At 40.0% G+C, this 23,788-nt stretch carries 21 protein-coding genes and 3 pseudogenes; 17 read left to right on the top strand and 7 right to left on the bottom strand.

Features of this window, described 5'->3' with window-relative positions; all coding sequences use genetic code 11:
* Positions 1-187: 187 nt before the first annotated feature.
* The 8 genes and pseudogenes from WG932_RS09460 (at position 188) to WG932_RS09425 (ending at position 7,112) form a co-directional block, all read left to right on the top strand.
* On the top strand, positions 188-1,057 hold the full coding sequence (locus WG932_RS09460) for an AraC family transcriptional regulator (protein ID WP_242067744.1): 870 nt from the start codon (positions 188-190) through the stop codon (positions 1,055-1,057).
* Positions 1,058-1,210: 153 nt separating this feature from the next.
* Positions 1,211-2,590, top strand: a pseudogene (locus WG932_RS09455) (glycosyl hydrolase).
* Positions 2,587-2,856 carry a hypothetical protein gene (locus WG932_RS09450; protein ID WP_483087761.1) on the top strand — a complete coding sequence of 90 codons (270 nt, stop codon included), beginning with the start codon at positions 2,587-2,589 and terminating at the stop codon, positions 2,854-2,856. Before WG932_RS09455 ends, WG932_RS09450 begins: the two are co-directional and overlap by 4 nt.
* Positions 2,841-3,416 carry a sugar phosphate isomerase/epimerase family protein gene (locus WG932_RS09445; RefSeq protein WP_483088611.1) on the top strand — a complete coding sequence of 192 codons (576 nt, stop codon included), beginning with the start codon at positions 2,841-2,843 and terminating at the stop codon, positions 3,414-3,416. The genes WG932_RS09450 and WG932_RS09445 overlap by 16 nt, the downstream gene beginning before the upstream one ends.
* Positions 3,417-3,428: 12 nt before the next feature.
* A complete protein-coding gene (locus tag WG932_RS09440; RefSeq protein ID WP_483087760.1) occupies positions 3,429-4,571 on the top strand; it encodes a Gfo/Idh/MocA family protein in 1,143 nt (380 codons plus the stop codon).
* Between the two features lie 56 nt (positions 4,572-4,627).
* Complete coding sequence (locus WG932_RS09435) at positions 4,628-5,353, top strand: 3-ketoacyl-ACP reductase (protein ID WP_483087759.1); 726 nt, start codon at positions 4,628-4,630, stop codon at positions 5,351-5,353.
* A 113-nt stretch (positions 5,354-5,466) separates the two neighbouring features.
* The gene (locus tag WG932_RS09430; RefSeq protein ID WP_014022931.1) at positions 5,467-5,694 is read left to right on the top strand and encodes a hypothetical protein; all 228 of its coding nucleotides are present in this window, start codon (positions 5,467-5,469) and stop codon (positions 5,692-5,694) included.
* Complete coding sequence (locus WG932_RS09425; protein ID WP_014022930.1) at positions 5,691-7,112, top strand: sodium:solute symporter family protein; 1,422 nt, start codon at positions 5,691-5,693, stop codon at positions 7,110-7,112. Before WG932_RS09430 ends, WG932_RS09425 begins: the two co-directional genes overlap by 4 nt.
* Positions 7,113-7,337: 225 nt before the next feature.
* Here the strand turns inward: WG932_RS09425 and WG932_RS09420 are convergent, their stop codons facing one another.
* Both WG932_RS09420 and WG932_RS09415 read right to left on the bottom strand, forming a co-directional pair.
* Positions 7,338-7,601 (bottom strand): hypothetical protein, encoded by a 264-nt coding sequence (locus tag WG932_RS09420; protein ID WP_483087758.1) that lies wholly within the window; start codon positions 7,599-7,601, stop codon positions 7,338-7,340.
* Positions 7,592-8,329 carry a Gfo/Idh/MocA family protein gene (locus tag WG932_RS09415; protein ID WP_483087757.1) on the bottom strand — a complete coding sequence of 246 codons (738 nt, stop codon included), beginning with the start codon at positions 8,327-8,329 and terminating at the stop codon, positions 7,592-7,594. The genes WG932_RS09420 and WG932_RS09415 overlap by 10 nt, the downstream gene beginning before the upstream one ends.
* A 503-nt stretch (positions 8,330-8,832) precedes the next feature.
* Between WG932_RS09415 and WG932_RS09410 the strand changes: the two genes are divergently transcribed.
* The 7 genes and pseudogenes from WG932_RS09410 (at position 8,833) to WG932_RS09380 (ending at position 15,613) form a co-directional block, all read left to right on the top strand.
* The gene (locus WG932_RS09410; protein WP_014022928.1) at positions 8,833-9,219 is read left to right on the top strand and encodes a VOC family protein; all 387 of its coding nucleotides are present in this window, start codon (positions 8,833-8,835) and stop codon (positions 9,217-9,219) included.
* A 247-nt stretch (positions 9,220-9,466) separates the two neighbouring features.
* Positions 9,467-9,664 carry a hypothetical protein gene (locus tag WG932_RS09405; protein WP_483087756.1) on the top strand — a complete coding sequence of 66 codons (198 nt, stop codon included), beginning with the start codon at positions 9,467-9,469 and terminating at the stop codon, positions 9,662-9,664.
* 325 nt (positions 9,665-9,989) lie between these two features.
* The gene (locus WG932_RS09400) at positions 9,990-11,639 is read left to right on the top strand and encodes a DUF1549 domain-containing protein (protein WP_483087755.1); all 1,650 of its coding nucleotides are present in this window, start codon (positions 9,990-9,992) and stop codon (positions 11,637-11,639) included.
* Positions 11,590-12,675: a DUF1553 domain-containing protein gene (locus WG932_RS09395; RefSeq protein ID WP_483087754.1), complete on the top strand. Its 1,086-nt coding sequence runs from the start codon at positions 11,590-11,592 to the stop codon at positions 12,673-12,675. Before WG932_RS09400 ends, WG932_RS09395 begins: the two co-directional genes overlap by 50 nt.
* A pseudogene (locus tag WG932_RS09390) lies at positions 12,672-14,157 on the top strand (DUF1501 domain-containing protein). Before WG932_RS09395 ends, WG932_RS09390 begins: the two are co-directional and overlap by 4 nt.
* 5 nt (positions 14,158-14,162) lie before the next feature.
* A complete protein-coding gene (locus tag WG932_RS09385; RefSeq protein ID WP_483087753.1) occupies positions 14,163-14,795 on the top strand; it encodes a DUF2231 domain-containing protein in 633 nt (210 codons plus the stop codon).
* Positions 14,771-15,613, top strand: a complete 843-nt coding sequence (locus WG932_RS09380; RefSeq protein ID WP_483087752.1) for a c-type cytochrome domain-containing protein — start codon at positions 14,771-14,773, stop codon at positions 15,611-15,613. The genes WG932_RS09385 and WG932_RS09380 overlap by 25 nt, the downstream gene beginning before the upstream one ends.
* Before the next feature lie 108 nt (positions 15,614-15,721).
* On the opposite strand, the gene WG932_RS09375 is transcribed toward WG932_RS09380, so the two are convergent.
* From WG932_RS09375 to WG932_RS09365, 3 genes and pseudogenes are all read right to left on the bottom strand, one after another.
* Positions 15,722-16,651 carry a hypothetical protein gene (locus WG932_RS09375; protein WP_483087751.1) on the bottom strand — a complete coding sequence of 310 codons (930 nt, stop codon included), beginning with the start codon at positions 16,649-16,651 and terminating at the stop codon, positions 15,722-15,724.
* 318 nt (positions 16,652-16,969) lie between these two features.
* Entirely contained in the window at positions 16,970-18,112 is a 1,143-nt protein-coding gene (locus WG932_RS09370) for a hypothetical protein (protein WP_483087750.1), read from the bottom strand.
* A 153-nt stretch (positions 18,113-18,265) separates the two neighbouring features.
* Positions 18,266-21,224: pseudogene (locus WG932_RS09365) on the bottom strand (DNA polymerase III subunit alpha).
* A gap of 203 nt (positions 21,225-21,427) precedes the next feature.
* Here WG932_RS09365 and WG932_RS09360 point away from each other — a divergent pair.
* Complete coding sequence (locus WG932_RS09360; protein ID WP_483087749.1) at positions 21,428-21,721, top strand: hypothetical protein; 294 nt, start codon at positions 21,428-21,430, stop codon at positions 21,719-21,721.
* Positions 21,722-21,823: 102 nt separating this feature from the next.
* On the opposite strand, the gene WG932_RS09355 is transcribed toward WG932_RS09360, so the two are convergent.
* Positions 21,824-22,189: a hypothetical protein gene (locus tag WG932_RS09355; protein ID WP_483087748.1), complete on the bottom strand. Its 366-nt coding sequence runs from the start codon at positions 22,187-22,189 to the stop codon at positions 21,824-21,826.
* A 44-nt stretch (positions 22,190-22,233) separates the two neighbouring features.
* Positions 22,234-22,455 carry a hypothetical protein gene (locus tag WG932_RS09350; RefSeq protein ID WP_483087747.1) on the bottom strand — a complete coding sequence of 74 codons (222 nt, stop codon included), beginning with the start codon at positions 22,453-22,455 and terminating at the stop codon, positions 22,234-22,236.
* A gap of 536 nt (positions 22,456-22,991) precedes the next feature.
* Here WG932_RS09350 and tnpA point away from each other — a divergent pair.
* Positions 22,992-23,447: an IS200/IS605 family transposase gene (tnpA, locus tag WG932_RS09345; protein ID WP_483087746.1), complete on the top strand. Its 456-nt coding sequence runs from the start codon at positions 22,992-22,994 to the stop codon at positions 23,445-23,447.
* Positions 23,448-23,788 lie beyond the last annotated feature (341 nt).

Here is a 23,788-nt window from a genome sequence, read left to right as displayed (position 1 = left end):
TGACAATGAAAATACTAAAAAAATACATTATAATTAAAAATAGTATTGATTATGTGGTTTTTTGATAAAAATTGTATTGTTTTAAGCTATGTTATTAACGATTTTTGAAAAATACATTTTATATTTTTGATTACCTTAGAGGTTTAACATACCGATTGTCATGCAAGAGCCTATCAAAACGTATGAAATGCCCAAAATTACTAACAAAAGGGCATTCCAAATTTATGAAGTTCAAGGAAAAACCATTCAAAATAGTACCTATCCTCATGAGACTGATAGACCTCATCGACATAAATATTATGAGATATGTGTTTTTGTAAATGGAGCGGGAAAGCATGAGATTGATTTCAACAGCCATGCTATCCATTCAAGAAGTGTGCATTTTCTCACGCCCGGGCAAGTACATAAAATCAGTAGAGAAAATGACTACCATGGATACCTAATGGTCTTTTCTAGAGAGTTTTATGCTTTAGATACAAAAAATGAAGAATTTCTTTTTCAACTACCTTATTTCAACAATCCTACCTTGGTGCCAATTCTCAATTTAAATGAGGAGGATTTTAAAGATCTATTAGATTTGATAGAGGTGATAGGAAAAGAGTATAAAAAATGGAATAGTTTTACAACAGCAATCTTAAATAATTATCTTCAGATTTTCTTGATCAAGTGTAAGCAATTTTACCTAAGGTATTTTGCTGATAAAAATAATACCTTGGATCCGGATTTTGCATTGGTTCAACAATTCAACGCGCTGGTTGAACATCATTTTAAGCAAGTACATCAGGTGCAGGATTTTGCTGATAAAATGAAGCTTTCGCCAAGTATGCTAAATAAACACGTAAAAAAAATTACTGGGATGACCGCCGGAGAGGTGATTTTGGAGCGTTTAATGCTTCAGGCCAAACGGTACCTTATCTATACAGACCTTTCGAATAAGGAAATAGCATATGAACTTAACTATCCTGACCCATCCTATTTTAGCAGGATTTTTAAAAAGAAAACGGGTGTTTCTCCATCTGAGTTTAGATGGGTGGAAAACGAAAAGTACCAGCAATAGGGTGAAAAATGCCTTTATATTAGATGAATTTTAAGATATCTTTATCATCTTAAACAAAAAGTGCATGATTTGACCTTTTATAAATCAGATTATAATACTGAATTTTAAAGCTACAAATCACAATTCCAAAATAAACTTAAACCCATTAAATGTATGATTGCAATTGATTCTGAAATCCAAGCTAAAGATCTAAAATCTGCTCTGGATAAATTTTGGCAACTCTCTGCTGAGAAAATCTCCGCAATTGAAAAGGAATACCCCAAAACCAAGGTTCCCCTGTTTTTACAGTAGATGGAAAATATGCAACCAGAGGTTGGACCGAATGGACACAAGGTTTCCAGTTTGGCTCTTCCATCTTGCAGTTTGATGCTACAGGTGAGAAAAGCTTTCTGGAAAAAGGAAAGCTAAAAACGCATCAGTATATGGCCCCTCACATTAGCCACACAGGGGTACATGACCATGGTTTCAACAATGTCAGCACCTATGGTAATTTATTAAGACTAATGGTGGAGGAAAAAATTCCTTATGTTGAATGGGAAAAGAATTATTATGAATTGGCATTGAAGATTTCAGGTGCTGTGCAAGCCAGCCGATGGTCTCCCATCAAAGATGGTGGATTTATGTATTCCTTCAATGGCCCTCATTCACTCTTTGTGGATACCATCAGAACCGTAAGGATTTTGATGCTTAGCCATAGCTTGGGACATGTGCTTCAAGAAGAGAATGACAAGAAAGTCAATCTTCTTGTGAGAGGTTTGCAACATGCCAAAGCGACAGCCGATTATTCTGTATATTATGGTGAAGGTAGAGACCGGTATGATCTATGGGGTAGAACTGCTCATGAGAGTGTTTTTAATACCAATGATGGCAATTATCGTTGCCCTAATTCTCAGCAAGGATATACAGGATTCTCTACTTGGACGCGTGGGTTGGCTTGGGCCATGTGTGGTTTTGCTGAAGAGTTAGAATACATAGAGACGCTATCCGAAACTTCATTAAAAGCCTATGGAGATCCTGCAGAAATTAAAGCATTTTTGTTAAAAGCAGCCACAGCATCTTGCGATTTTTACATCGAGCATACACCTACAGACGGCATTCCTTATTGGGATACTGGAGCACCTAATCTTCATAATTAGGGGATTACCTTTCTCGTCCTGCTGACCCTTACAATGACTTCGAGCCGGTAGATAGTTCTGCTGCTGCTATTGGTGCTCAGGGATTATTGAGACTAGGTCATTACCTAAAGAAAAACGGGGATGAGAAAAAGGAAATACATACTGGCAAGCAGGCCTTACCGTCCTAAAAACTTTGTTAGATGAGCCCTACCTTAGCACTGATAAAAATCATCAAGGTTTGCTTTTGCATTCTATTTATCATGAACCAAACGGATGGGACAATGTACCTGCAGGCCAAAAAATTGCTTGTAATGAATCCAGCATGTGGGGGGATTATCATGCAAGAGAGCTGGCATTGTATGTACAACGCATCATAGACAAGGATACTTATTATACTTTCTTTAATTGTCTGTCATGAGTGTGAAACCTATAAAAGATTTAAGTAAGCTTTGTGTACACACCATTACTACAAAGCCCTGGAGCTTGGAAGAAGCGGCTGAAAACTACGAAAGGGTAGGAGTAAAAGGTATTTCCGTATGGCGTCAATACCTGGGGGGTAGAGATATTGCAGCTTCCGGAGAGAGACTAAGAAGTCATGGGTTAGAGATCGTTTCCTTGGTGAGGGGAGGTTTTTCCCTTCAGTTTCTTCAAAAACCCGAGAACAGGCCATCCAAGATAATTTAAAGGCAATTGAAGAGGCTGCTGCATTGGGTGCACCCATGATCGTATTGGTATGTGGTGCTGATCCAGGGCAATCTTTGGTAAAGTCTCGTGAACAAATTAAAGATGGGATTGAAAAGGTATTGCCTTTTGCCATTGAACATGGAGTAAAACTGGCAATCGAACCTTTGCATCCCATGTATGCAGATACCAGATCGGCTGTAAATACCATGGGACAGGCCAATGATATGGCAGAAGCCATAGGTTCAGATCATGTTGGTGTTGCCGCTGATGTTTACCACTTGTGGTGGGATCCTGACTTACGAGAAGAATTATTAAGATGTGGGCGCAATGACAATCTATATGCTTTTCACATTTGTGACTGGATGTGTCCAACCGTAGACTTCTTGAATGACAGGGGTTTAATGGGAGAAGGTTGTATAGATATCCCTACCATCAGAGGATGGGCAGAGGAAGCCGGTTTTTCGGGGTTCAATGAAGTTGAAATTTTTTCTGACAGACATTGGGCAGGAGATCAAAAAGAGTTTTTAGACAAGATTGTTGAAAGTTATTATAAGAGTTAAAAAAATATAGAAATGGAACACAAGGTAGGAATTATCATGAACGGTGTCACCGGAAGGATGGGCACCAACCAACATTTGATGCGTAGTATCGCAGAAATTATTAAACAAGGTGGGGTAAAATTAGACAATGGAGATACCATTATGCCTGACCCGGTATTGGTGGGAAGAAATGAAGACAAATTAAAAGCTTTAAGCAAGCGTTCAGGTGTTTCCAAATACACTACGGATTTGGACAGTGTTATGAATGATGACCAATACAGTGTTTACTTTGATGCCCAAACTACAGGCAGAAGAGCTGATGCTGTAAAACAAGCGGTGAAAGCAGGTAAGCATATTTATTGTGAAAAACCTGTGGCTGTTGATACAGAAACTGCTTTGGAATTGCATAAAATCTGTAAAGAAGCCGGTGTGAAAAATGGGGTAGTGCAGGATAAGTTATGGCTGCCAGGGTTAAGAAAGCTTCAAAGGTTAATAGAAAATGGATTTTTTGGTGAGATTCTTTCCGTAAGAGGTGAGTTTGGTTACTGGGTATTTGAAGGGCAGACCATTCCTGCACAAAGACCTTCTTGGAATTATCGAAAAGAAGATGATGGGGGAATCATTGTAGATATGCTTTGTCACTGGAGATATGTTTTGGACAATATTTTCGGTAAAGTGAAGGCAGTATCTTGTATGGGAGCTACTCACATCAAAGAGCGTGTAGATGAGCAAGGTAAACCTTACAAATGTACTGCAGATGATGCCGCATATGCGACATTTGAATTGGAAGGTGATATCATTGCCCAGTTCAATTCATCTTGGACGGTTAGGGTAAGAAGAGATGACTTGCTTACAGTACAAGTGGATGGAACCAAAGGTTCTGCAGTAGCCGGCTTGAGGGAATGTTACATTCAGCATTATGGTAATACCCCAAAACCGGTTTGGAACCCTGATATTCCTCAGCCAATTGAATTTTACGAAGGTTGGTCTAAGGTGCCGGAGCAAGAGCCTATGGACAATGCATTTAAAGTACAGTGGGAGTTATTCTTGAAGCATATTGTTACTGATTCCCCTTTCCCTTGGGACATGAAAGAAGGTGCAAGAGGTGTACAATTGGCTGAAAAAGGCTTAGAAAGCTGGGAGAAAAGGACTTGGTTAGACATCCCGGAACTATAATTTAACAAACCCATGAAAAAAGTAGCCTTAGTCACGGGGGATCCCGTGGAATTGGTTTGGGAATTGCTAAATGCCTGGCCAAACAAAATTTTGATCTTGCCATCAACGGCATGCGAAAGGAAGAGGATGTACTTTCAAGTCTTGAAGAATTGAAGGCTTTGGGAGCTGATGTTGTCTATTGCAGGGGAGATGTAGGGAGTGCTGAAGAGAGACAAGGAATCATGGACAAAATCAACGCCCATTATGGTCGCTTGAATGTTTTGGTAAACAATGCAGGTGTAGCGCCAAAGGAAAGAAAAGACATTTTGGAAGCCACAGAAGAGAGCTTCGATTATGTATTGAAAACCAACCTAAACTCAGCTTATTTCCTGTCGCAGTTAGCCGCAAACTGGATGATTGAGCAGAAAGGTAAAGCAGAAGATTTTACAGGTTCAATTATCAATGTTTCTTCAATTTCTGCCACTGTCGCTTCAGTAAACCGAGGTGAATATTGTGTTGCCAAAGCCGGAATGAGTATGGCCACCCAATTGTTCGCTGTAAGACTTGGTGAATACAATATTCCTGTATTTGAAGTTAGACCTGGAGTAATCGCTACCGATATGACTTCAGGTGTGAAAGAAAAATACGACAAACTAATTGGTGAAGGACTGATGGTCCAGCCAAGATGGGGATTGCCGGAAGACGTAGGTTTGGCGGTAACAGCCTTAGCTAAGGGTGATTTTCCGTATTCTACAGGTCAAGTGATCATGGTAGATGGAGGTTTGACTTTGCCTAGATTGTAAATAGTATCAAATGGTCGGAGCTTACTCCGGCCATTTGGCCTTTTATATAAATATTTGCGCAGAATCAACCAACAATTGTATATTGTCAATTCAAGATATTAAACCCAATTCAAATGGAAAAAAAGAAATTATACTGGAGAATATGTTGCTTCGCAGCAGTTTTCTTATGCATCATTACCTATACGCCCCTTATTATTCCTCAAGGGGTAGCCAAACCCATGTTGGGAGGCGTTCCTTACAGTCTATGGACAAGTTTTATTATTACCGTATTATTGGTTGTAATTACCTTTATCGGTACTAGAGTTCATCCGGGCATGCAAAACGAGGAGGACGATTTATGATTTTCTGGGTTTGGGTTTTTGGTCTGATATACGCAGGCATGCTGGTATTTGCTTCTCTCAAGTCTTATAAGAAAGGGAGATCATCTGAAGAATTTATGATGGCCGGTGGAAATATTGGCCTTTCTCTGGGGGTGCTGACATTTGCAGCAGCACTTTTTAGTACGTTTACCTTTTTGGGAATGCCTGACTTCTTCCGAATTAACGGAATAGGGGCATGGATTTTTCTAGCGGTTTCGGATGGTGCCATGGTGTTTGTATTGCTATGGTTTGGTTACGAAATTCGTAAAAAAGTTAGAGGAATGGAGTTTAGAGGGGTGTCAGGGCTGATTTCACGTTGTTACGACAACAAATTAGCAGGATACACCTTTTTTCTTAGCGCCTTTTTGTTTTTGATTCCTTATGTAGGGATTCAAATTCAAGGAATTGCCATATTTATGGATGCAGCTTTCCCGGAATCATTGCCGGCATGGGGATGGTCCTTGGGTATTGTTTTGATCATGTTGACTTATAGTGAGATCGGTGGATTAAAAGCAATAATCTTTAGTGATGCCATTCAAGGTGTGCTATTATTAGCAGTGATTTGGATCATCGGATGGGTTTGCTTAGATCATTTTGGAGGAATTGGACCAATGTTCGAAAAAGTAGGCACAGTAAAAGAAGAACTACTTTCAACCCCTGGCCCTCAAGGTTTGTTAACTCCACAGTTTCTACTTGCATCGCTTATAGCGATTTTGATGATACCCGTTACTCAGCCTCAGTTTACTACCAGAATTGTGGTAATGAAAAGCATGAATACGATGAAGTTGATGGCGGTTTCATTGGGAGCATTTGCTATATTGGTGATTCTTCCTACGGTTTTTATCGGCATGTATGGAGCAGACCTTTATGGAGAATTAGATAGAGATGAGTTCTTTGCCAACGCTTTTCTAAAAGATCAGCATGAGGCTGTTGCCGCTTTAGCCATTATAGGACTGATTGCTGCCGGGTTATCCACTACCAATGCCATGATTTTTGCCATGGGTTCTGAGTTGAGGGGATTGCTTACAGGTGCAGAGAAAGTAATTATGAAACGGACAAAAATAGGAATATTCGTTTTCTCTACCATTGCTTTTATCTTCTCAATAATCGTCTTCGATCAGTTGGTATTGCTTGCTAGGGTGAGTTTTGCCGGAACAGGAATTATGGGACCAATGATTTTATTGGGAATTTTAAGTGATAGAAAAATTTCCCCTGTAATGATTTATTTATCTTTAGGTGGATTGGCCATATTCTTACTTTCTTTGGGAGGGATTATTCCAAGCATGTATTTTGGTTATCGTTTAGACTTATTGTTATTTATAATTCTTGGAATTTCTGCTGTAGGAAGTTACCTGAGCAGTGAAAAGCGCGTGGTTTCTGACACCAAAGTCAATGAATAATTAGAACTATAAATGTATGTATATACCTCTTGATTGTTCAACAACCTAAGGGATTCAATCAAATATTTATTACGCCTCTGCTTTGAAAAATGCAGGGGCGTATTTATTTGATACCAGGTAAAAATCATAAAAAAAAACTACAAAAAGTAGATTGGTCTTTTACCTAACCAGTCTACTTTTTGTAGTCCATCAAACTATATAATGGATTTTAATATTGATTGACAATCAATTAATATTCACCCATTTTTCGGTGCTGTCAGATTCAAATATGGCTTGTAAAACCTTGGTGTTGGCCTTGGTGTTTTCCAAGGTGACCGGCACCTCGGTATCTTCCAAAATTGCCTTGGAGAAATCAATGGCTTGTTCTGTATATTGGTTACTCACCGGAAGAATAATCTTTTCTGCATTGTCTTTAGAAAAGTCCCCTTCATGGATATATATTTCATTGGGTTGATCCAATGGCGCATTGAAAGGAATCCTTACTTCCAATATTTTTTCTCACCGAAAAACAGCATGCGCTGATAAGCAGTCAATTGTGTACTTATCGTAAATGTCATTTGAATTTCATGAAAATCTAATAGAACGGAGCCTACTTTATCGGTTCCAAACTGAGGATCATATTCCAGCATTGAAACCAATCTTCCCGGTTCTTTTTCTAAAACAAACCTGGAGGTAAAAACAGGATAGCACCCAATGTCCCAAACGCCTCCGCCTCCCATTTCCTCTATATTCCTGATATTGTCTTTGTCATCATTAAAATAACTGAAAAATCCTTGAACAGCTTTTATTTTACCCAAGTAACCGCTTTTCACCAATTCTCTGGCTTTAATCCACTGAGGATTTGAGGCCACCATAAAAGCCTCACCAACTTTTACATTGTATTTATCTCTTGCAGCGATTAGTCCGTCGATCTCCTCGTGATTCAATGCAAATGGTTTTTCACAAAGCACATGTTTTCCTGCTTCAATACACTTTAGCGTCAGCGGTACATGCATGTCATTTGGCAGGGGGTTGTAAATGACATCTATTTCCGGATCATTGATAAGGTCTTCATAAGAGCCATAAGCCTTTGGTATTCCCAGACTTTTTGCAGTTTCTTGTGCCCTTTCCAGGTTTCTGGATGCAATGCCGTAAACCTCATACAAATCACTGTTTGCCATTGCAGGAATGACCTTTTCTCTGGCGATTTTGGCAGTACTAAGTACTCCCCACTTCAATTTTTTTCATTGATGTTTGAGTTTAAAGACAATTTAAAGTTATTATCCCCTATGTTTTGGGGAGCGTTTGCTTAAGCAATTTACTATTAATGTAAAGTAAAGCCAAAATCAGGAGGGCTTCTTTAGTGAATCTATAGCATATGGCCAATGTAAACGGGTATAGAGGCTTTTAAATTTGGTTTGCCGATTACTGAATTTTTAACATCACTTTTGCCCAGAGAAAAATTACGGTTGGGATAATGAAGGGTTTCAAGCAGATAATAAATCCCCGTACTATATTATTTCATTGAAAAATGAATTTTAGACTTATTCATTCAAATAATTTTTTACATTTGTTACAAGTAAAAGTCTAAAATCAATTTTGCCCAGAAAAATTTATAAATAATTTATTAAAGATATTTTTAATTTTCCCCTCCATAAAGATTTCGCGATCCATGGAGGGGTTTTTTGTGAGCAAAATTAAACGAGTTTAGACAAATGGTTTCATATTAAATTAAGAACGCATGAAAATTGAACACATCGCTTTTAATGTAAAACATCCTCTTGAAGTATCGGATTGGTATGAGGAACACTTGGGTATGAAGGTGGTAAAGAAAATGACTACTTCCCCATACATGATATTTTTATCGGATGACAGTGGCAAAGCAATGATAGAACTGTACAATAATCCTGCTGCTGAAATTTTGGATTATGCGAATCAGGATCCTTTAATGGTACACTTGGCTTTCGTTTCTGAAAACCCGGAAGAAGAAAAGGAAAGGTTACAAAAAGCTGGTGCTGTCCTTGTAAGTGACGATACTTTAGATGACGGTACCCGATTACTAATGATGAGAGACCCTTGGGGACTAGCCATTCAATTTTGCAAAAGGGCAAATCCAATGCTGAAATAAAAGATTTTGCATCACAAAGTCAGTGAAATAAATCAAGAAAGTCTGCCCGTTTATAATTGCCGGCAGACTTTTTCTTTCCCAGGATACAGCGAAAATAGTTAATGTACTTCTATTCTTAAAAATGCTGCAACCCTTACTTTTAAAAGTTATGTATGGTTTACAATATTTTTTTAAAAAAAGTCATTTTTTCAGGACAAAGGAAAAAAAGAATACGTAGTGTCTATAAACCCAATCTTATTTGATCGAAATGAAAAGTAAATTATTGTTCCTACCGGATGTTCTATTGTTATTGTTTATATGCTTGTCATGTGAACGGAATGAGTTTCGACATTCAGAATTAAATAGTGATGGTGAAAAAACAGTTCTTTCAGTTAAAAATAAATCCATTGCAAGCGATCAAGTAATGGAAGAAAAAGTTGGGAATATATACAAGACACCTATTTAAAGCATTTAGCAAGTTTAAAAGCCAAGGTACTGAAAGATTAGTTGGTGAACTTTTTAATCTTCTTTTTGGTAAAGGTAAGTGTTCGGCGCTTACCTTTTTTGTGCCTTAATAATTCTTGGATATTACCTTTCCTTAAATCTTATATTTGAATTGAGCATGTTTTTCTTTACTTTGTTTGGTGATTAGGCGGATTGGCCAAAACCATAATTATGATCAATCAAAAAAAGTATTAATAGTAGTATCATCTGCATTTATTTTAGGGTTAGTTTGGTGGGTGGTTCGCGTAGTACCCTTAGAAAATAAACATAAATTTATTCCTCGGGTAATGTTGGGAGAAAGGGTCGATTTCAATCGTGATATTCGACCTATAATAAATAATAAATGCATTGCATGTCATGGTGGGGTGAAACGCTCCGGGGGCTTCAGTTTATTATTTGAAGAGGAAGCATTGGAAGTCAATGAATCAGGAGAAAGGGCTATCGTTCCGGGGAATGTCAAGAAAAGTGAGCTCATTCAAAGAATTACCCATAGAGATCCTGAATACCGCATGCCTCTGGAGGAGGAACCGCTTACTGATGAAGAGGTTGCGTTGTTTTCTCGCTGGATCAATCAAGGTGCACAATGGGAAGATCATTGGGCCTATAAAGCTCCTGAAAAACCTATAGTTCCTACTTCTGATGAAAAATGGGCAAATAATGAAATAGATCATTTCATCAAGGCAAAGTTGGAAGAAAAACATCTTAGTCCTAACCCTATTTCGGAAAAACAGTCTTTATTAAGAAGGCTTAGCTTGGATATTACAGGATTGCCCCCAAGCCTTGCGGAAATGCAAGCTTTTCTTAATGACAGTTCCGATAATGCATATGAAAAGGCTGTGGACAGCTTATTGGCTTCACCTGCTTATGGTGAGCGATGGGCTGCCATGTGGATGGACTTGGCCAGGTACGCGGATTCAAAAGGATATGAGGCAGATCGGCCAAGGGAAATCTGGAAATACCGCGATTGGCTTATAAATGCATTCAATAAAAATATTCCATATGATCAATTTGTAATGGACCAATTGGCGGGAGATTTAAAACCGGATGCTACTGACCAAGATTTTATTGCTACAGCTTTTCACCGCAATACCATGAACAATGATGAGGGGGGCACAGACAATGAAGAATTTCGGGTGGCGGCTGTATTAGATAGGGTAAATGCCACATGGACAGTTTTACAAGGAACCACCATGGAATGTGTCCAATGTCATAGCCATCCTTATGATCCTATTCGCCACGAAGATTATTACCGTAGTATGGCATTTTTTAATCAATCAGCAGATGCTGATGTTCCCAGTGAGTCACCTGTATTGATAACTTATAAGGAGGAAGATGATCTAGAGAAATTAGCTCAGATTAAAAATTGGGCGAATGAACATGGTGATGACGGAAGAAAGGGCAAGTATTACACTCAACTGCTTAGGCTTGGCGTGCCCAAACTATATGCACATTATTTTTATCAAATGGACAAAGGTCTTCCCATTCAGGGAACGGCTACTTTCAAGGTGGATGAGAAAGTTTATGCTTTCACTAAAGGACTTTCATTTGAAGGGGAAAATCGATTGGTGTTTAAGGCGAGAACCAATGGAAATGAGGGAAAGCTTAGTTTTCGTCTAGACAGTATCAATGGTACAGAAATAGGAGTGTGGAAGGTAAAGGCAAGGTTCAAAAAGGAATTTAATGAGGAAGAAAATAAGGAGGTGACCTATTACCTCAATGAGGTAATCACATTGCCCATAAAACCTATAAAAGGAAAACATGATCTATACCTCGTTTGGGAAGGGAAAGATGAGGTAGTGCAAACAAGCACCTTTGAATGGTTGATGTTACATCACGCTTTACCGGGTGAGGATAAAGAAAATTACCCAGAAATTGAACAAGCTATGTATGCGCTTTTTAATTCTGAAAAAGAGAGAAACAACTCCGGTAATGGTTGATCTGCCGATTAATCACCAAAGGATTTCTAGGGTATTTGAGAAAGGGAGTTGGATGGTGCCCGGAGAAGAGGTGAAAGTTGGTGTTCCTGAGATCTGGAATCCTTTTGATAAGTATGATGAAAACCGTATGGGTTTGGCAAAATGGATGTTTAGCGAGGAAAATCCACTAACGGCTAGGGTCATGGTAAACCGAATTTGGGAACAGTTTTTTGGTAGAGGGATTGTGTCCTCTTTGGAAGATTTTGGTTCTCAAGGATTTTCTCCTACACACCCTGAATTACTTGATTGGCTGGTGATCAAGTTTAGGGAGGACCTTAAATGGGACATGAAAAAATTGATGAAAGAAATTGTCATGTCAGCTACCTACAGGCAGTCATCCCATTATACCCAAGAAGCCAAAGAGTTAGATCCGTTAAACGAGTGGCTGGCTAGAGGTCCTCGATTGAGATTAAATGCTGAGCAAGTAAGGGATCAATCACTTGCAGTATCCGGGTTGTTAAGTAAAAAAATGCTCGGAAAAAGTGTGATGCCTGAACAGCCGGAAGGAATTTGGCAGGTGGTCTACAGTGGGACAAAATGGGAAACTAGCAAGGGAGATGATAAATACAGAAGAGCATTGTATACATTTTGGAGAAGAACCAGTCCTTACCCATCCATAATATCCTTTGATGCACCCAGCCGAGAGTTTTGTTTGCCAAAAAGAATAGCGACCAATACACCCCTCCAAGCTTTGGTTACCCTAAATGATCCGGTTTATCTGGATGCTGCAATAGCTCTTGGTAGAAGGGTGTTGGAAAATGGATCAGCTGATGTAGCGGGGCAACTTTCCTTAATATATAGTTTAGCTATGTTAAGGGGAATAAGTGAAGAGAAACTGGAAGACTTAAAAGAGGTGTACCATCAAACTGAAGTTTATTTTGAAAACAGCCCCGAAGAGATTTGTAAATTAACTGGGGAAGAGGATAAAAAATTGGCAGTGTTTACAGTTGTGGCCAATGTCGTAATGAATTTGGACGAATTTCTGATGAAATCATGAGTAAAAGAATTGATTTAACAAGTGAATATCAATATAGGGAATTGCAAAGCCGGACTAGAAGACACTTTATCAAGCAGTGTACCACAGGCTTGGGTGGGATTGCTTTGGGAAGTTTGTTAGGTTGTGGAAGAAGCAACTCTACCAATACTCAGGCAGATATAGAAGCTTTTGTTCGCAAACAGGTTCCTCATTTTGCACCCAGTGCCAAGCGAATCATTTACCTACACATGGCCGGAGCTCCTTCACAATTGGAGCTGTTTGATTACAAACCTGAGTTGGCAAAATTGGATGGAAAAGATTGTCCACAGTCTCTTTTGGAAGGGAAGAAATTTGCTTTTATTCAAGGTGTACCTAAAATGTTAGGACCTCAGGCTGAATTCTCTCCAAGAGGGAATTCAGGGATGATGATTTCTGATAACTTGCCACATTTTTCAACGATAGTGGATGATGTGACATTGATCAAAACCATGCACACAGATCAATTTAACCATGCCCCTGCACAATTGCTTTTGCAAACAGGATCACCTCGGCTTGGTCGCCCAAGTATGGGAAGTTGGGTTACTTATGGCTTAGGCTCTGAAAATGAAGATTTACCGGGATTTATGGTGTTGGTATCTGGGGGTAATACGCCTGATGCCGGGAAATCGGTATGGGGAAGTGGGTTTTTACCCTCTGTCTACCAAGGCGTGCAATGTCGTTCTGAAGGTGATCCGGTATTATATGTTTCCAATCCTTCAGGTATAGATGGCCACCTTAAAAAAAACCATTGATGCCATCAACCAGATCAATGAGAAAGAATACAAAGAATTTGGAGATCCTGAGACCCTGACCAGAATCTCTCAATATGAAATGGCTTATCGCATGCAAACCTCTGTTCCGGAGGTAATGGATATCAAAGATGAACCTGAGTATATTCATGAAATGTATGGGACTGAGCCCGGCAAAACTTCTTTTGCCAATAATTGTTTGCTAGCCAGAAGGCTGATTGAAAAGGGCGTTCGTTTTGTTCAATTGTTTGATTGGGGTTGGGACATGCATGGCGTAGCGGAGAGAGAAGCTTTGGACACCGGCCTGCCAATTAAATGTAAGCCTATTGATAAAGCAATGACAGCCTTGGTCAAAGATTTGAAACAGAGAGGTTTGTTGGATGATACTCTGGTTGTTTGGGGAGGAGAATTTGGGAGGACGCCAATGCAAGAAAATAGGGGAGGAAAGGAATGGCCATTTAAAGGCAGAGATCACCATACAGAGGCCTTCCCCGTTTGGATGGCAGGTGGAGGTGTAAAAGGTGGTTTTACCCTTGGAGAAACCGACGAAATAGGTTATTATGGTATCCAAGATAAAGTACATGTCCATGATTTGCAGGCTACCATCCTGCATTTAATGGGGATGGACCATGAAAAGTTCACCTATTTTGCACAGGGAAGAGATTTTAGATTAACGGACGTGTCCGGTAAAGTAGTTAGTAAAGTTATCGCATAAATTAAATGGAACAAGGCGCAGATATTATTATTTTCTTTGGCAGGTTTCACCCCCTGTTTTTACACTTACCCATTGGTTTTTTAGCCTTGGGATTTCTAATGGAGATTCTATCCCGTAGAGATCAGTTTTCTTATCTGAAACCAGCTGTAGGGTTTGTTTTGGCCCTTGGCGCATTGACTGCGCTACTCACCGCTGTGTTGGGCTTAATGTTGGCCCAAGCCGGAGATTATGGGGAAGACCTGCTGTTTATTCACAAATGGGCAGGGATTTTATTGGTGGTTTTTGCTTTTGCAGCTTGGGGTTTACACTTCAAAAGGGATAAAAATCCCTCAATAACCATTCAAAGGGCCTACATTGGGACACTGTCAGTCATGATGTTGCTCCTTGCTGGAGCAGGACATTACGGTGGATCACTAACACATGGATCTACTTACCTTACTCAGTACATGCCCGACACCATGAAAAAGTTGGCCGGGATACCTGTGGAAGAAAAAGGGCCTAAATTAATTGAAAATCTGGATGAGGCAGTGGTTTATGTAGACATCATTCATCCCATCATGGAGCAGCGTTGCAATTCCTGTCACAATGCCAGCAAAAGAAGGGAGACCTTCAAATGCACACACCTGAAGCACTCATGAAAGGTGGAGAAAATGGTGCCATTTTTGAACCTGGAAGTGCAGCAGAAAGTGAGATGATCAAAAGGGTTCACCTGGAAGAAAACCATGATGACCATATGCCTCCCAAAGGAAAATCGCAGCTAACCGATGATCAAGTGCTTTTGCTGGAATGGTGGATCAATGAAGGAGCGTCATTTGATAAGAAAGTAGCTGAACTTAAGGCGGATGACGAAGTGAAAAATGTATTGCTTACATTGTCTGATCCCAATGCAAATAAATCCGCTGTTGAAATTTTACTGGCAGAAGGTACCTCAGCCATTGAGGAAGAAAAATTAAATGCATACGTGAATGAAGGCATTGCTATCAAACGGCTTTCCAATGAAGACAATTGGTTGCAAGTGACTTTGTATAGAAAAGATTCAGTAGATGCTATTCTTGCTAGATTAGCAACTGATTTTCCTGAACAAATTACTTGGTTAGATGTAAAAGATACCCAACTGTCTGATAAAGGACTTACGGAAGTAGGGAAATTAAAAAACCTTACAAGACTAAGGGCAGAAAAAACAGCAGTAACAGATTCCGGGCTGGCAAATCTGGAGGGGCTGACTTACCTGGAGTCACTCAACCTGTATGGTACAAATATTACAGATGCAGGACTTGCCCACCTTGCAGGTTTGCCTAATTTGAGACGTTTATACGCGTGGGAAACGCAGGTAAGTAGGGATGGTGCAGCTGCCTTTATGGAAACTTCTGGAAACCTTGATATCAATTTGGGCTATGAAGTAAATGTTCTTGATTCGACCAATGTAGAAGTAAAACCTATCGCTGTAAGTAATTGACAATAACACAAGAGTAAGCTAACCGAATAATACCAAGCTCAATTCTAAGTAGAATTGGGCTTGGTTTATAGAGTACTTACAGTTTGGAAAGAAATATTAATTCAAATTTTAACCTGCCATCGGATTGATTTTAATATAATTCAATAATATACTTTTTACATTTTCTACTGTTCCTGATTTCATGCCTCCATCAGTTGCTCCGGTAATCCAATACAGCACCATGCCTGCATCAGAGCAATCCCATTTACCTTTTTGAAATTTGACGACATCATCTACTTCTGCTATTTTTCCAAGCATCCATACCCACTGAATTCTAGGATCAGGGTGATTTTTGGCCCAATCCCATTGTGCTAAATCCACCTTTAGGTTTATATTTTGGTCTGGAATACGAACTTCTTCAACCCCAAAATCCAATACCTGGTTCCAGGTATAAAAATCTCCTGCATTGTCATTCGCCGGATGATGGGTAATCACTTTTAAGAATTGGTGTTTACCGTTATCGGAAGCCTCTAAAGCGAGAGCTATAATGTCAGGCTCACCTGCTTCAATGATCCACAATGGGTTTTCGGCCGAAGATTCATTTATGGCTTTAGCTAGATCATTGACGGTTTCCTCTTGTTGCCAAAGGGCATCGAAAAACACCAGAGAATCATATCCTCCCCATCTGCGGGCCGTAACATCGCAGGCTACTTGCATCAAATAGTGCCGCTCCCTTTCAGCCCTTTCAGAAATTCTTGCCCCTCTTACCAAATCACAACTGTGGGAATAATGCACCAATCTGTCTGTTAATCCTGCTGCCCGCAACAAGGCTAAAGAAACAGCTGTTCCACCTAAGTCATCCGGGTCGGGGGAATTGCCATCCGCCACAATGGCCATTCTTCCCAGTGGAGGAGAAATTACTATACCTAATTCAGTTTCGATATTTTGCAATGACTCTCCTTTAGCTCTTGATGAAAGAACGATCCCGGCCCTATCTCTGTCAATTAAACTTTCATTAATCCCATTATTTGGTTTTACCCTTATATGGCTATCATTCATTACTGAATTTTGAGCTTCTGCAATCATACTTAAGCAGACCAAAAAAATTGCGGAAAGAAAAATTACTCGCATAGTGATTGTCTTTTTGAGATTATTGGATGATGTATTTCACATCGCCAGCGGTTCCAAAATTCATCGATTGGATCTTATCCGACTTTTTGGATGTGATTTGTAAAAATATCATTTAAAATCAAAAAATCTGTTTATAACCAGTGCTAGCAACCTGATTTCGAGTTATAATAGGCCTAAATCTACTATATCGTCACTAAGTACCCTTTTTGGGGCTATTAATTCTCTAGCTATTTCCAGCAATGACTTCTACTGCGGGACCAATGCTACCTGATAGATGGTATAGAATTCAGGCTCCTGATCCAAAAGCTCAACATGCTGTCGCGCCCACAACCGATTTTTACCATCTACATGTGTAGGGGTAAAATTGGTGGGACAGAGGCCAACTTCGCTGTATACCCCTTCAGCTTCTCTTACCAGAAATTTTAAGGGGTTCAATCGGGCGTTAATTTTTTTGGCATCCTCCTGGGTGGCTGTTTTGTTGGCAATGATAACATCAAGAGACAATCCGGACTGGTAAAGGATCAGGTCTTTCTCATCCACCTTAAAATAGCTTTTTACTTCACCTTTCCTAGGTTTTGGGGTGTCATAATCTTCACTTCCCCCAAATGGGTATCCCGGATTAAGGATAAAATCATCAAATGGGATACCTTCCACGGTTAATCCATTTTCCGCTTTGCTCAGGTCATGGGTATGAAATAAGGTGTCTGTGGCAAAAACAAAATGAATCTTGTCTTCATTCACCTGAAACATTGGCCTGATAAAATTAAAAGCCTTACCCTGTTTGTACCTGCTTTTGGGATGCAGGGGAGTAATGGGTACGTAGCCCCCTGAATCAAGGCTGATAAGGTCAAAGGTGTTAAAATGGTTGTAATAGTCCTCCTGATTTGTTGCGACTGGATGTTGGGCTCCTCCGGTAAAGGCAACTAGGTTGGTTTCATCGCCTATATTGACCTTATGCAAATGATCAAAGCCGGAGTAAGTCATACCTTGACCTGCATAGGGTTTTTGATGACTTTTAATATAATCAAAATCAAGGTTATATATCACCAGCTTTTGTCTCCCCATGACGACAATACTGTCACCGACAAAAGTAGCTGCACAAGCGGTGTTGCCATAGGAGCTGGGAGCATCCCCAGGTTGATCGAAGGAGGAAAGAACCTCCCCGTTTTTATCCGTGAGGATGAATTGATTTTGCTGGAATTCATGGAAAAGGAACAAATCCTTTGTAGAATGAACGGCATAAAGTTGCAGGTTTCCTAGAAAATCCACCTGTACAGAATCTACTATTTCTAAAGCGTAGGAAGTGTCTGAGAGATTGTCATTATCTTTGGATCCACATGAGAAAAAGCAATTGATCAAACAGATTTGCAGTAGGATTGTCTTTTTCATAGTAAAATGATTGAACTATTAAGTTAATTAAAATTTGGCGAAATTCCATTTCAAATAAGGTTTTATTCATTTTAAAGGGAATGATCAAATGCTAAGGGAGGATTGGCCTAGAACGCTTGTATAAAAGTGATTATCGTCCTCGTTTTTCTAAGGTTAATCCTCTGCATTCCAGTAGGCCATCCTTTCGCAACTGCTTACTTCTATGCTGTAAAAATCAAATTCCTCGGTTACCTTGCCTTTAATAAGGTAAATGCCCCGCCCTTTTAGGGGTGTTTTTTAACTACCGGTGGAAAATGAACCGTGTCTATCCAATGCCCATCTTTGTCTATAAAAGTACCAAAATTCATCACATCCCCTTTAACGGTACGGGTATATTTGACTGTAACGAGATAGCCTATAAGTTGCACACGCTTGCCCAGGAATTGCTTCATTTCCAATGCAGCAATTCCCGAAGTTTTCTGATCTTTCACCAAGTGGAAAGGGCTGATTAACGGGAATTCCAGAATCTCCAGTTGATCGATAATCTCCTGTCTCAGGTCCAAATCTTCCAGCACGGGCGCCTTTAGCTCGCGAAAGCCCGCATTGGCAAATAAACGCTGACTTCCACCAACAGGGCTTTTTTTGCGGTGCATGATAAAATGGGCTTCCCATAAACTCTCTTGTTTGCTCTTCCCTGTAAAACGAAAGCAACCGATTCGGATCAGAATCAGCACTTGCTCCAGACTGATATCTACCCTAGAGATAAAGTCAGTCAGTCCACCATAGGGGCCAGCCTTTTGCCTTTCAGCCAATAGTTTATTGGACGTTTCCTGTTGCAGGTATTTCATGTGTACAAATCCCAGGTAAACGGTTTTTCCCTTGATATTGGTGAAATAATCGCTTTCATTCAGGTGTGGGGCCTGTACATCAGCCCCATTCATTCGTAGCTCGTGTATGTAAAATTCTGTATGGTAAAAACCACCAAAATTATTGATAACGGCCACCATAAACTCTAGGGGATAATGTGCCTTCAGGTACAGGCTTTGATAGCTTTCCACAGCAAAAGAGGCCGAATGCCCTTTGGCAAAGGAGTATCCGGCAAAACTCTCGATCTGATGCCATACTTCTCCGGTGACTGTTGCATCCCTGCCCATTTCTTGACAATTGCTAAAGAAACGCTCTTTGACTCTTTGTAAGGCTCCTTTTGAGCGGGATTTACCACTCATTCCCCTTCGGAGCACATCCGCTTCACTAAGTGTGAGTCCGGCAAAATGGTGAGCCACTTTGATCACATCTTCCTGATAGACCATGATGCCGTAAGTTTCAGGCATGATGTCTTTCAATACAGGATGGGCCCTTTCCCTACGGGCGGGATTTACATGTCTCAGAATGTATTCCCGCATCATACCCGAACGAGCCACACCAGGACGAATGATGGAACTGGCTGCTACCAACTCCAGGTATTCATCGGCTTTCATTTTGGCCAGCAACATACGCATGGCGGGAGATTCTACATAGAATGCCCCGATGGTACGGCCTTCACGAAGATGTGCTTTGATGGCAGGGTCTTTCTTAAATGCAGCTACCTGACGGATATCCACTGTTTTTTCCTGATTTGTATGAATCAGCTCCAGTGCACTTTTGATATGCCCAAGGCCTCTTTGGCTGAGAATGTCGAATTTATGCAAGCCTATGTCTTCAGCCACATGCATGTCAAACTGGGAAGTAGCAAAGCCCTTCGGTGGCAACTCAGTAGCGGTGTAATAATGGATGGGCTTGTGGGAAATCAGTATTCCTCCGGCATGTATGCTTAAATGAGAGGGCATATTGCGAATCACCTTGGCGTATTGATAGATCAGTTTCCCATATTGGTCGGGAATGTAATTGCTGCTGCCTAGCTTGTCACCATAGTAGATCAGGGATTCTATTTCCGATTTGGGTAGGCCAAAGACCTTTCCCAGTTCCCTCAGTACGGAATTGTATTGGAAGGTGTTAAAAGTAGCCAGCAGACAGACATGGTCCTGTTTGGGTTGGTTATAGGTGTCGAATATATAGTGGGTGATTTCATCCCGGTCTTTCCAGGAAAAATCAAGGTCAAAATCAGGTGGGTTTTCCCGGTAAAGGTTGATAAAACGTTCGAAATACAGGTCCAGCTCAATGGGGTCCACATCTGTAATGGCCAGGCAATAAGCCACAATGCTGTTGGCCCCACTGCCCCGGCCTACATAGAAGAAGTTTTTGTGCTGTGCAAAATTGACAATGTCATAATTGATCAGGAAGTAAGAAACAAAGCCTTTTTGTTGGATAATCTCCAGCTCTTTTATAATGCGTTTTTCTTTGATTTCATCCAGGCTGCCATAGCGGCGAAGGGCGCCTTTGTAGGTTTCCTGTCGCAGGTAATCAAAGTCTTCCCAGTCAGATCCCAGAATATCCCGCCGATTTTTCACAGCCTGAAAATAAAAGGAAAATTGGCACTGCTCCAGAAGCTTTTGAGAATTGTAAATCAGGTAACTGTGCCCCTCACAGCGCCCAACCATGTCGGCATAGCCATAAAACCGATCTGTAGGATCTCCCTGTTCGCTAAGCGGAAGCTTGCTGAGCAGGGTGTTGCCATCCATGGCCCGTAGCAGGCGATGGGCGTTGAAGGCCGTTTTGCTGGCAAAGGAAACCGGTTGTAAAAGTACCAGGCGTTCTTTGTATTTGGCCCATGGACTGTAAGGAAGCCGGTTGAGTTGCGAAGGATGTATGCCAAGGTATTCATTCTCCTTCAGGGCATAGAAAGTTTCGGTAAAAGGGTAGATCACCACACTGTGATCGAATACCGGTGCCCTTTCGGGAAAAGGCAATTTGTTCATCAGGTGATGGGAAAGGTACTTGTTCAGTTCATAAAAACCTTCCTGATTTTTGGCCAAACCGATAAATTGCTGCTTGCTGCCATTGCGAAAATCTATTCCTATGACTGGATGAATGCCATTTTTTTGGGCCTCCCGGATAAAAGGAAACACCCCCGAACAGCTATTGATATCTGTCAGGGCCAGGGCATCAAGTTTTTGCTTTTTGCTTCCAATACAAGCTCCTCAACAGAGAGAGTGCCATACTTGAAGCTGTAGTAACTGTGGCAGTTAAGGTGCATTTTGTTTATATAATTAACATTTACTGGTTAATAATATAAACAAAATGAATTGATTCCAGGGGGTTAGTAGGGAAATTTTTAACTCAGTAAAGACAATACTGGGTATTTCCAACACAGGATTTATCTATTAAAATAGCCATTAAGCTGCTTTTTTATCTTTATTCTATTGGTGATTTATTCCCTAAATTTTCTTATTTTAATTGATGCAATCAGTGATCCTTTCTAATGTTCTAGAAAAAGACCCAGAAAACACCGAAAAAGAAATAGACAAAGCAAGTAGGTTAATGCATCAGTATTTTGATAAAAAAATAATGAAAGACTATAATAATATAAAGACATTTGATGAGCTAATCGAACTTGAACATGGGAAGATTGGTACCGAAAATCGAAATAAATACGAGGAAGGTGCACAAATGTTTATCGTGAGCGAAATGTTAAAAACTGGTCGCATCTCCTGCGTCGGCTTTCCCAGGGCTACAAATATTGCACCCCACTGAGGTGCGACATTGGGTATTGTCGTTGGATTGTTGCATTTCGAAAATGTTAGGTCTCGGAATAACGATTCTCCTATGATATTGGGTGTAAGCTTAAGTCAAGAATTACCTTATCACCGGTCGACCATGAACTTCTATCCAGTCCAGTCTTGAGCAAGCTTTGGATTGTCCTCCAGGCATTAAATCGGTAAAGCCTATTTCTTCCACATTCGATAAATCTGGATCAGTTGCCGGACCTATGGCTACTATGCCTGTAGGGTCCAGATGGTGCCAGTTGATGTCCTGTATATTAAATTCCCAGATGCGCCAGTCTTTAGAGGCGCCGGCAGATTGGTCACTTACCAGCCACTTTCCATCAGCCAGTTTCAGGGAAATTCTAAGTTCTCTTAGCCCTACTTGTTTGGAGCGAAATTTCACTTTGGCAAAACCTGTAAGGTCTACGTTTTGTTGGCGGTGTTTAAGGCTTAGCATCCAGTTGCCCTCGCATAAACCTGACCAGATATAGAAAGGATCGTCTACGGGTTTTTCATGGTTGCTTTTTTGATAACATCTTTTCCCGGTCCATATAATTGTACGGTTAAATTCTCATTTTGCACATGGTTTTGGTTGACAGGTATTTCTGCGGGTGTTTCTTTCCAATCTTCCCTAAAAAAGAGATCAGGGCGGTAGCTGCTTTGTGCTATGATAATTCCGGTAAATACCAGGTAAAAGCTGAGGGTCAGGAGAATTTGTTTCACGTGTAAGGAGTTATTTTGATATGATGGCCAGGCCTAATCTGGCCAATGTGTTTATTGCAAGCAATTTACAGTTATTTTCCCAAATAAAGGAAATAGGAGGTAAGATGCAAAGGGTTTTTTACGTGTAGGTGATTATAGTTATTCAATGTTTCTTTTGATGACCAATACATTTTTGAAAGGTTGCAATGTGCCGCTCCTCTGGAGCTTCAAATGATAACCGATAGATTATGCTACAAATATATTGCTCCGCTGGAGCATTTTAATTCTCAATTGAAAAATGCAGGGCAAAAAGGATTTGTTTCTAGATTTGAGTAAATTAAAGTTTGTATTATTACTCCATAGAGAGCAATTGAAAAACACAAACTTGGTTTACTTAGCTATCAATACACGATCGAATTTGTTTTATTTCTTAGGTTTAATTATATTATTTTCAATGGATTAAGTTGTGGTTAAGCTCCGTAGGAGTTTTATTTTTGTAGCACTGGATTTTTGAATTATTACCAGCTCCCTAGGAGCGGTACCTAAATTTTAACGGCATGGCGAATACCTATACCCAAATTTTGATACAGTACGTTTTTGCTGTAAAAAATCGCGAATCAATAATTAAAGAGAGTTTCAGGGTTCCAATGGAAAAATACATTTCGGGGATAATATCTAACAAAAGACACAAAATGTTGGCCATTTATTTTATGCCTGACCATTGCCATATATTGGTAGGCTTAAACCCTTCACAGTCAATTTCAGATTTAGCTAGGGATATTAAATCAAATACCACAAAATGGGTTAATGAACATAGGAAAATGAAATTTAATTGGCAAGAAGGTTATAGTGCATTTAGCTATGGGAAAAGTCAGTTAGACGCGGTGGTGAATTATATTTATAATCAGCCAGAACATCATAAACGAACATCATTTAGAGAAGAGTATATGACATTTTTGAAAGAATTCGAAGTTTCTTTTGAAGATCAATACTTATTTGATTGGTTGGGATGAGGAACCGCTCCTCTGGAGCATATTAAAGCTCCGTAGGAGTTTCATTTTTGTAGCCCTAAGTTTTTGAATTATCATCAGCTCCATAGGAGCGATACCTAAATTTTAATACAGTACGTCATTGCAGTACGAAACCGAGAATTTCTAATTAGGTTTCAGGGTTTAGAAGACCAATACACGTTTGATTGGTTGGAATGTGGTGCCGCTCCTCTGGAGCTCCTGATCATAAACAGTACAATATGCTACAAAAATATTTCTCCTCTGGAGCATTAAGGTTTTCAAATTAATATCCGTAAATTTAATTAAACTATTGTCTTAAGAATTTTCTAAATTATTGGCTTTAA

The sequence above is a fragment of the Cyclobacterium sp. SOCE241 genome (genome assembly GCF_056867545.1).
Note: the sequence above shows the minus strand (reverse complement) of the source record. Positions and strands in the feature narration are given on the sequence as shown.

What these genes read in the sequence shown, in the direction of transcription:
- WG932_RS09400 (WP_483087755.1), top strand. Translation starts at nt 9,990, where the DNA reads ATGTTGGGAGAAAGGGTCGATTTCAATCGTGATATTCGACCTATAATA.
- WG932_RS09460 (WP_242067744.1), top strand. Translation starts at nt 188, where the DNA reads ATGCCCAAAATTACTAACAAAAGGGCATTCCAAATTTATGAAGTTCAA.
- WG932_RS09450 (WP_483087761.1), top strand. Translation starts at nt 2,587, where the DNA reads ATGAGTGTGAAACCTATAAAAGATTTAAGTAAGCTTTGTGTACACACC.
- WG932_RS09380 (WP_483087752.1), top strand. Translation starts at nt 14,771, where the DNA reads ATGCACACACCTGAAGCACTCATGAAAGGTGGAGAAAATGGTGCCATT.
- WG932_RS09430 (WP_014022931.1), top strand. Translation starts at nt 5,467, where the DNA reads ATGGAAAAAAAGAAATTATACTGGAGAATATGTTGCTTCGCAGCAGTT.
- WG932_RS09370 (WP_483087750.1), bottom strand. Translation starts at nt 18,112, where the DNA reads ATGAAAAAGACAATCCTACTGCAAATCTGTTTGATCAATTGCTTTTTC.
- WG932_RS09355 (WP_483087748.1), bottom strand. Translation starts at nt 22,189, where the DNA reads ATGCTAAGCCTTAAACACCGCCAACAAAACGTAGACCTTACAGGTTTT.
- WG932_RS09405 (WP_483087756.1), top strand. Translation starts at nt 9,467, where the DNA reads ATGAAAAGTAAATTATTGTTCCTACCGGATGTTCTATTGTTATTGTTT.
- tnpA (WP_483087746.1), top strand. Translation starts at nt 22,992, where the DNA reads ATGGCGAATACCTATACCCAAATTTTGATACAGTACGTTTTTGCTGTA.
- WG932_RS09385 (WP_483087753.1), top strand. Translation starts at nt 14,163, where the DNA reads ATGGAACAAGGCGCAGATATTATTATTTTCTTTGGCAGGTTTCACCCC.
- WG932_RS09410 (WP_014022928.1), top strand. Translation starts at nt 8,833, where the DNA reads ATGAAAATTGAACACATCGCTTTTAATGTAAAACATCCTCTTGAAGTA.
- WG932_RS09440 (WP_483087760.1), top strand. Translation starts at nt 3,429, where the DNA reads ATGGAACACAAGGTAGGAATTATCATGAACGGTGTCACCGGAAGGATG.
- WG932_RS09425 (WP_014022930.1), top strand. Translation starts at nt 5,691, where the DNA reads ATGATTTTCTGGGTTTGGGTTTTTGGTCTGATATACGCAGGCATGCTG.
- WG932_RS09375 (WP_483087751.1), bottom strand. Translation starts at nt 16,651, where the DNA reads ATGAATGATAGCCATATAAGGGTAAAACCAAATAATGGGATTAATGAA.
- WG932_RS09360 (WP_483087749.1), top strand. Translation starts at nt 21,428, where the DNA reads ATGCAATCAGTGATCCTTTCTAATGTTCTAGAAAAAGACCCAGAAAAC.
- WG932_RS09395 (WP_483087754.1), top strand. Translation starts at nt 11,590, where the DNA reads ATGCGCTTTTTAATTCTGAAAAAGAGAGAAACAACTCCGGTAATGGTT.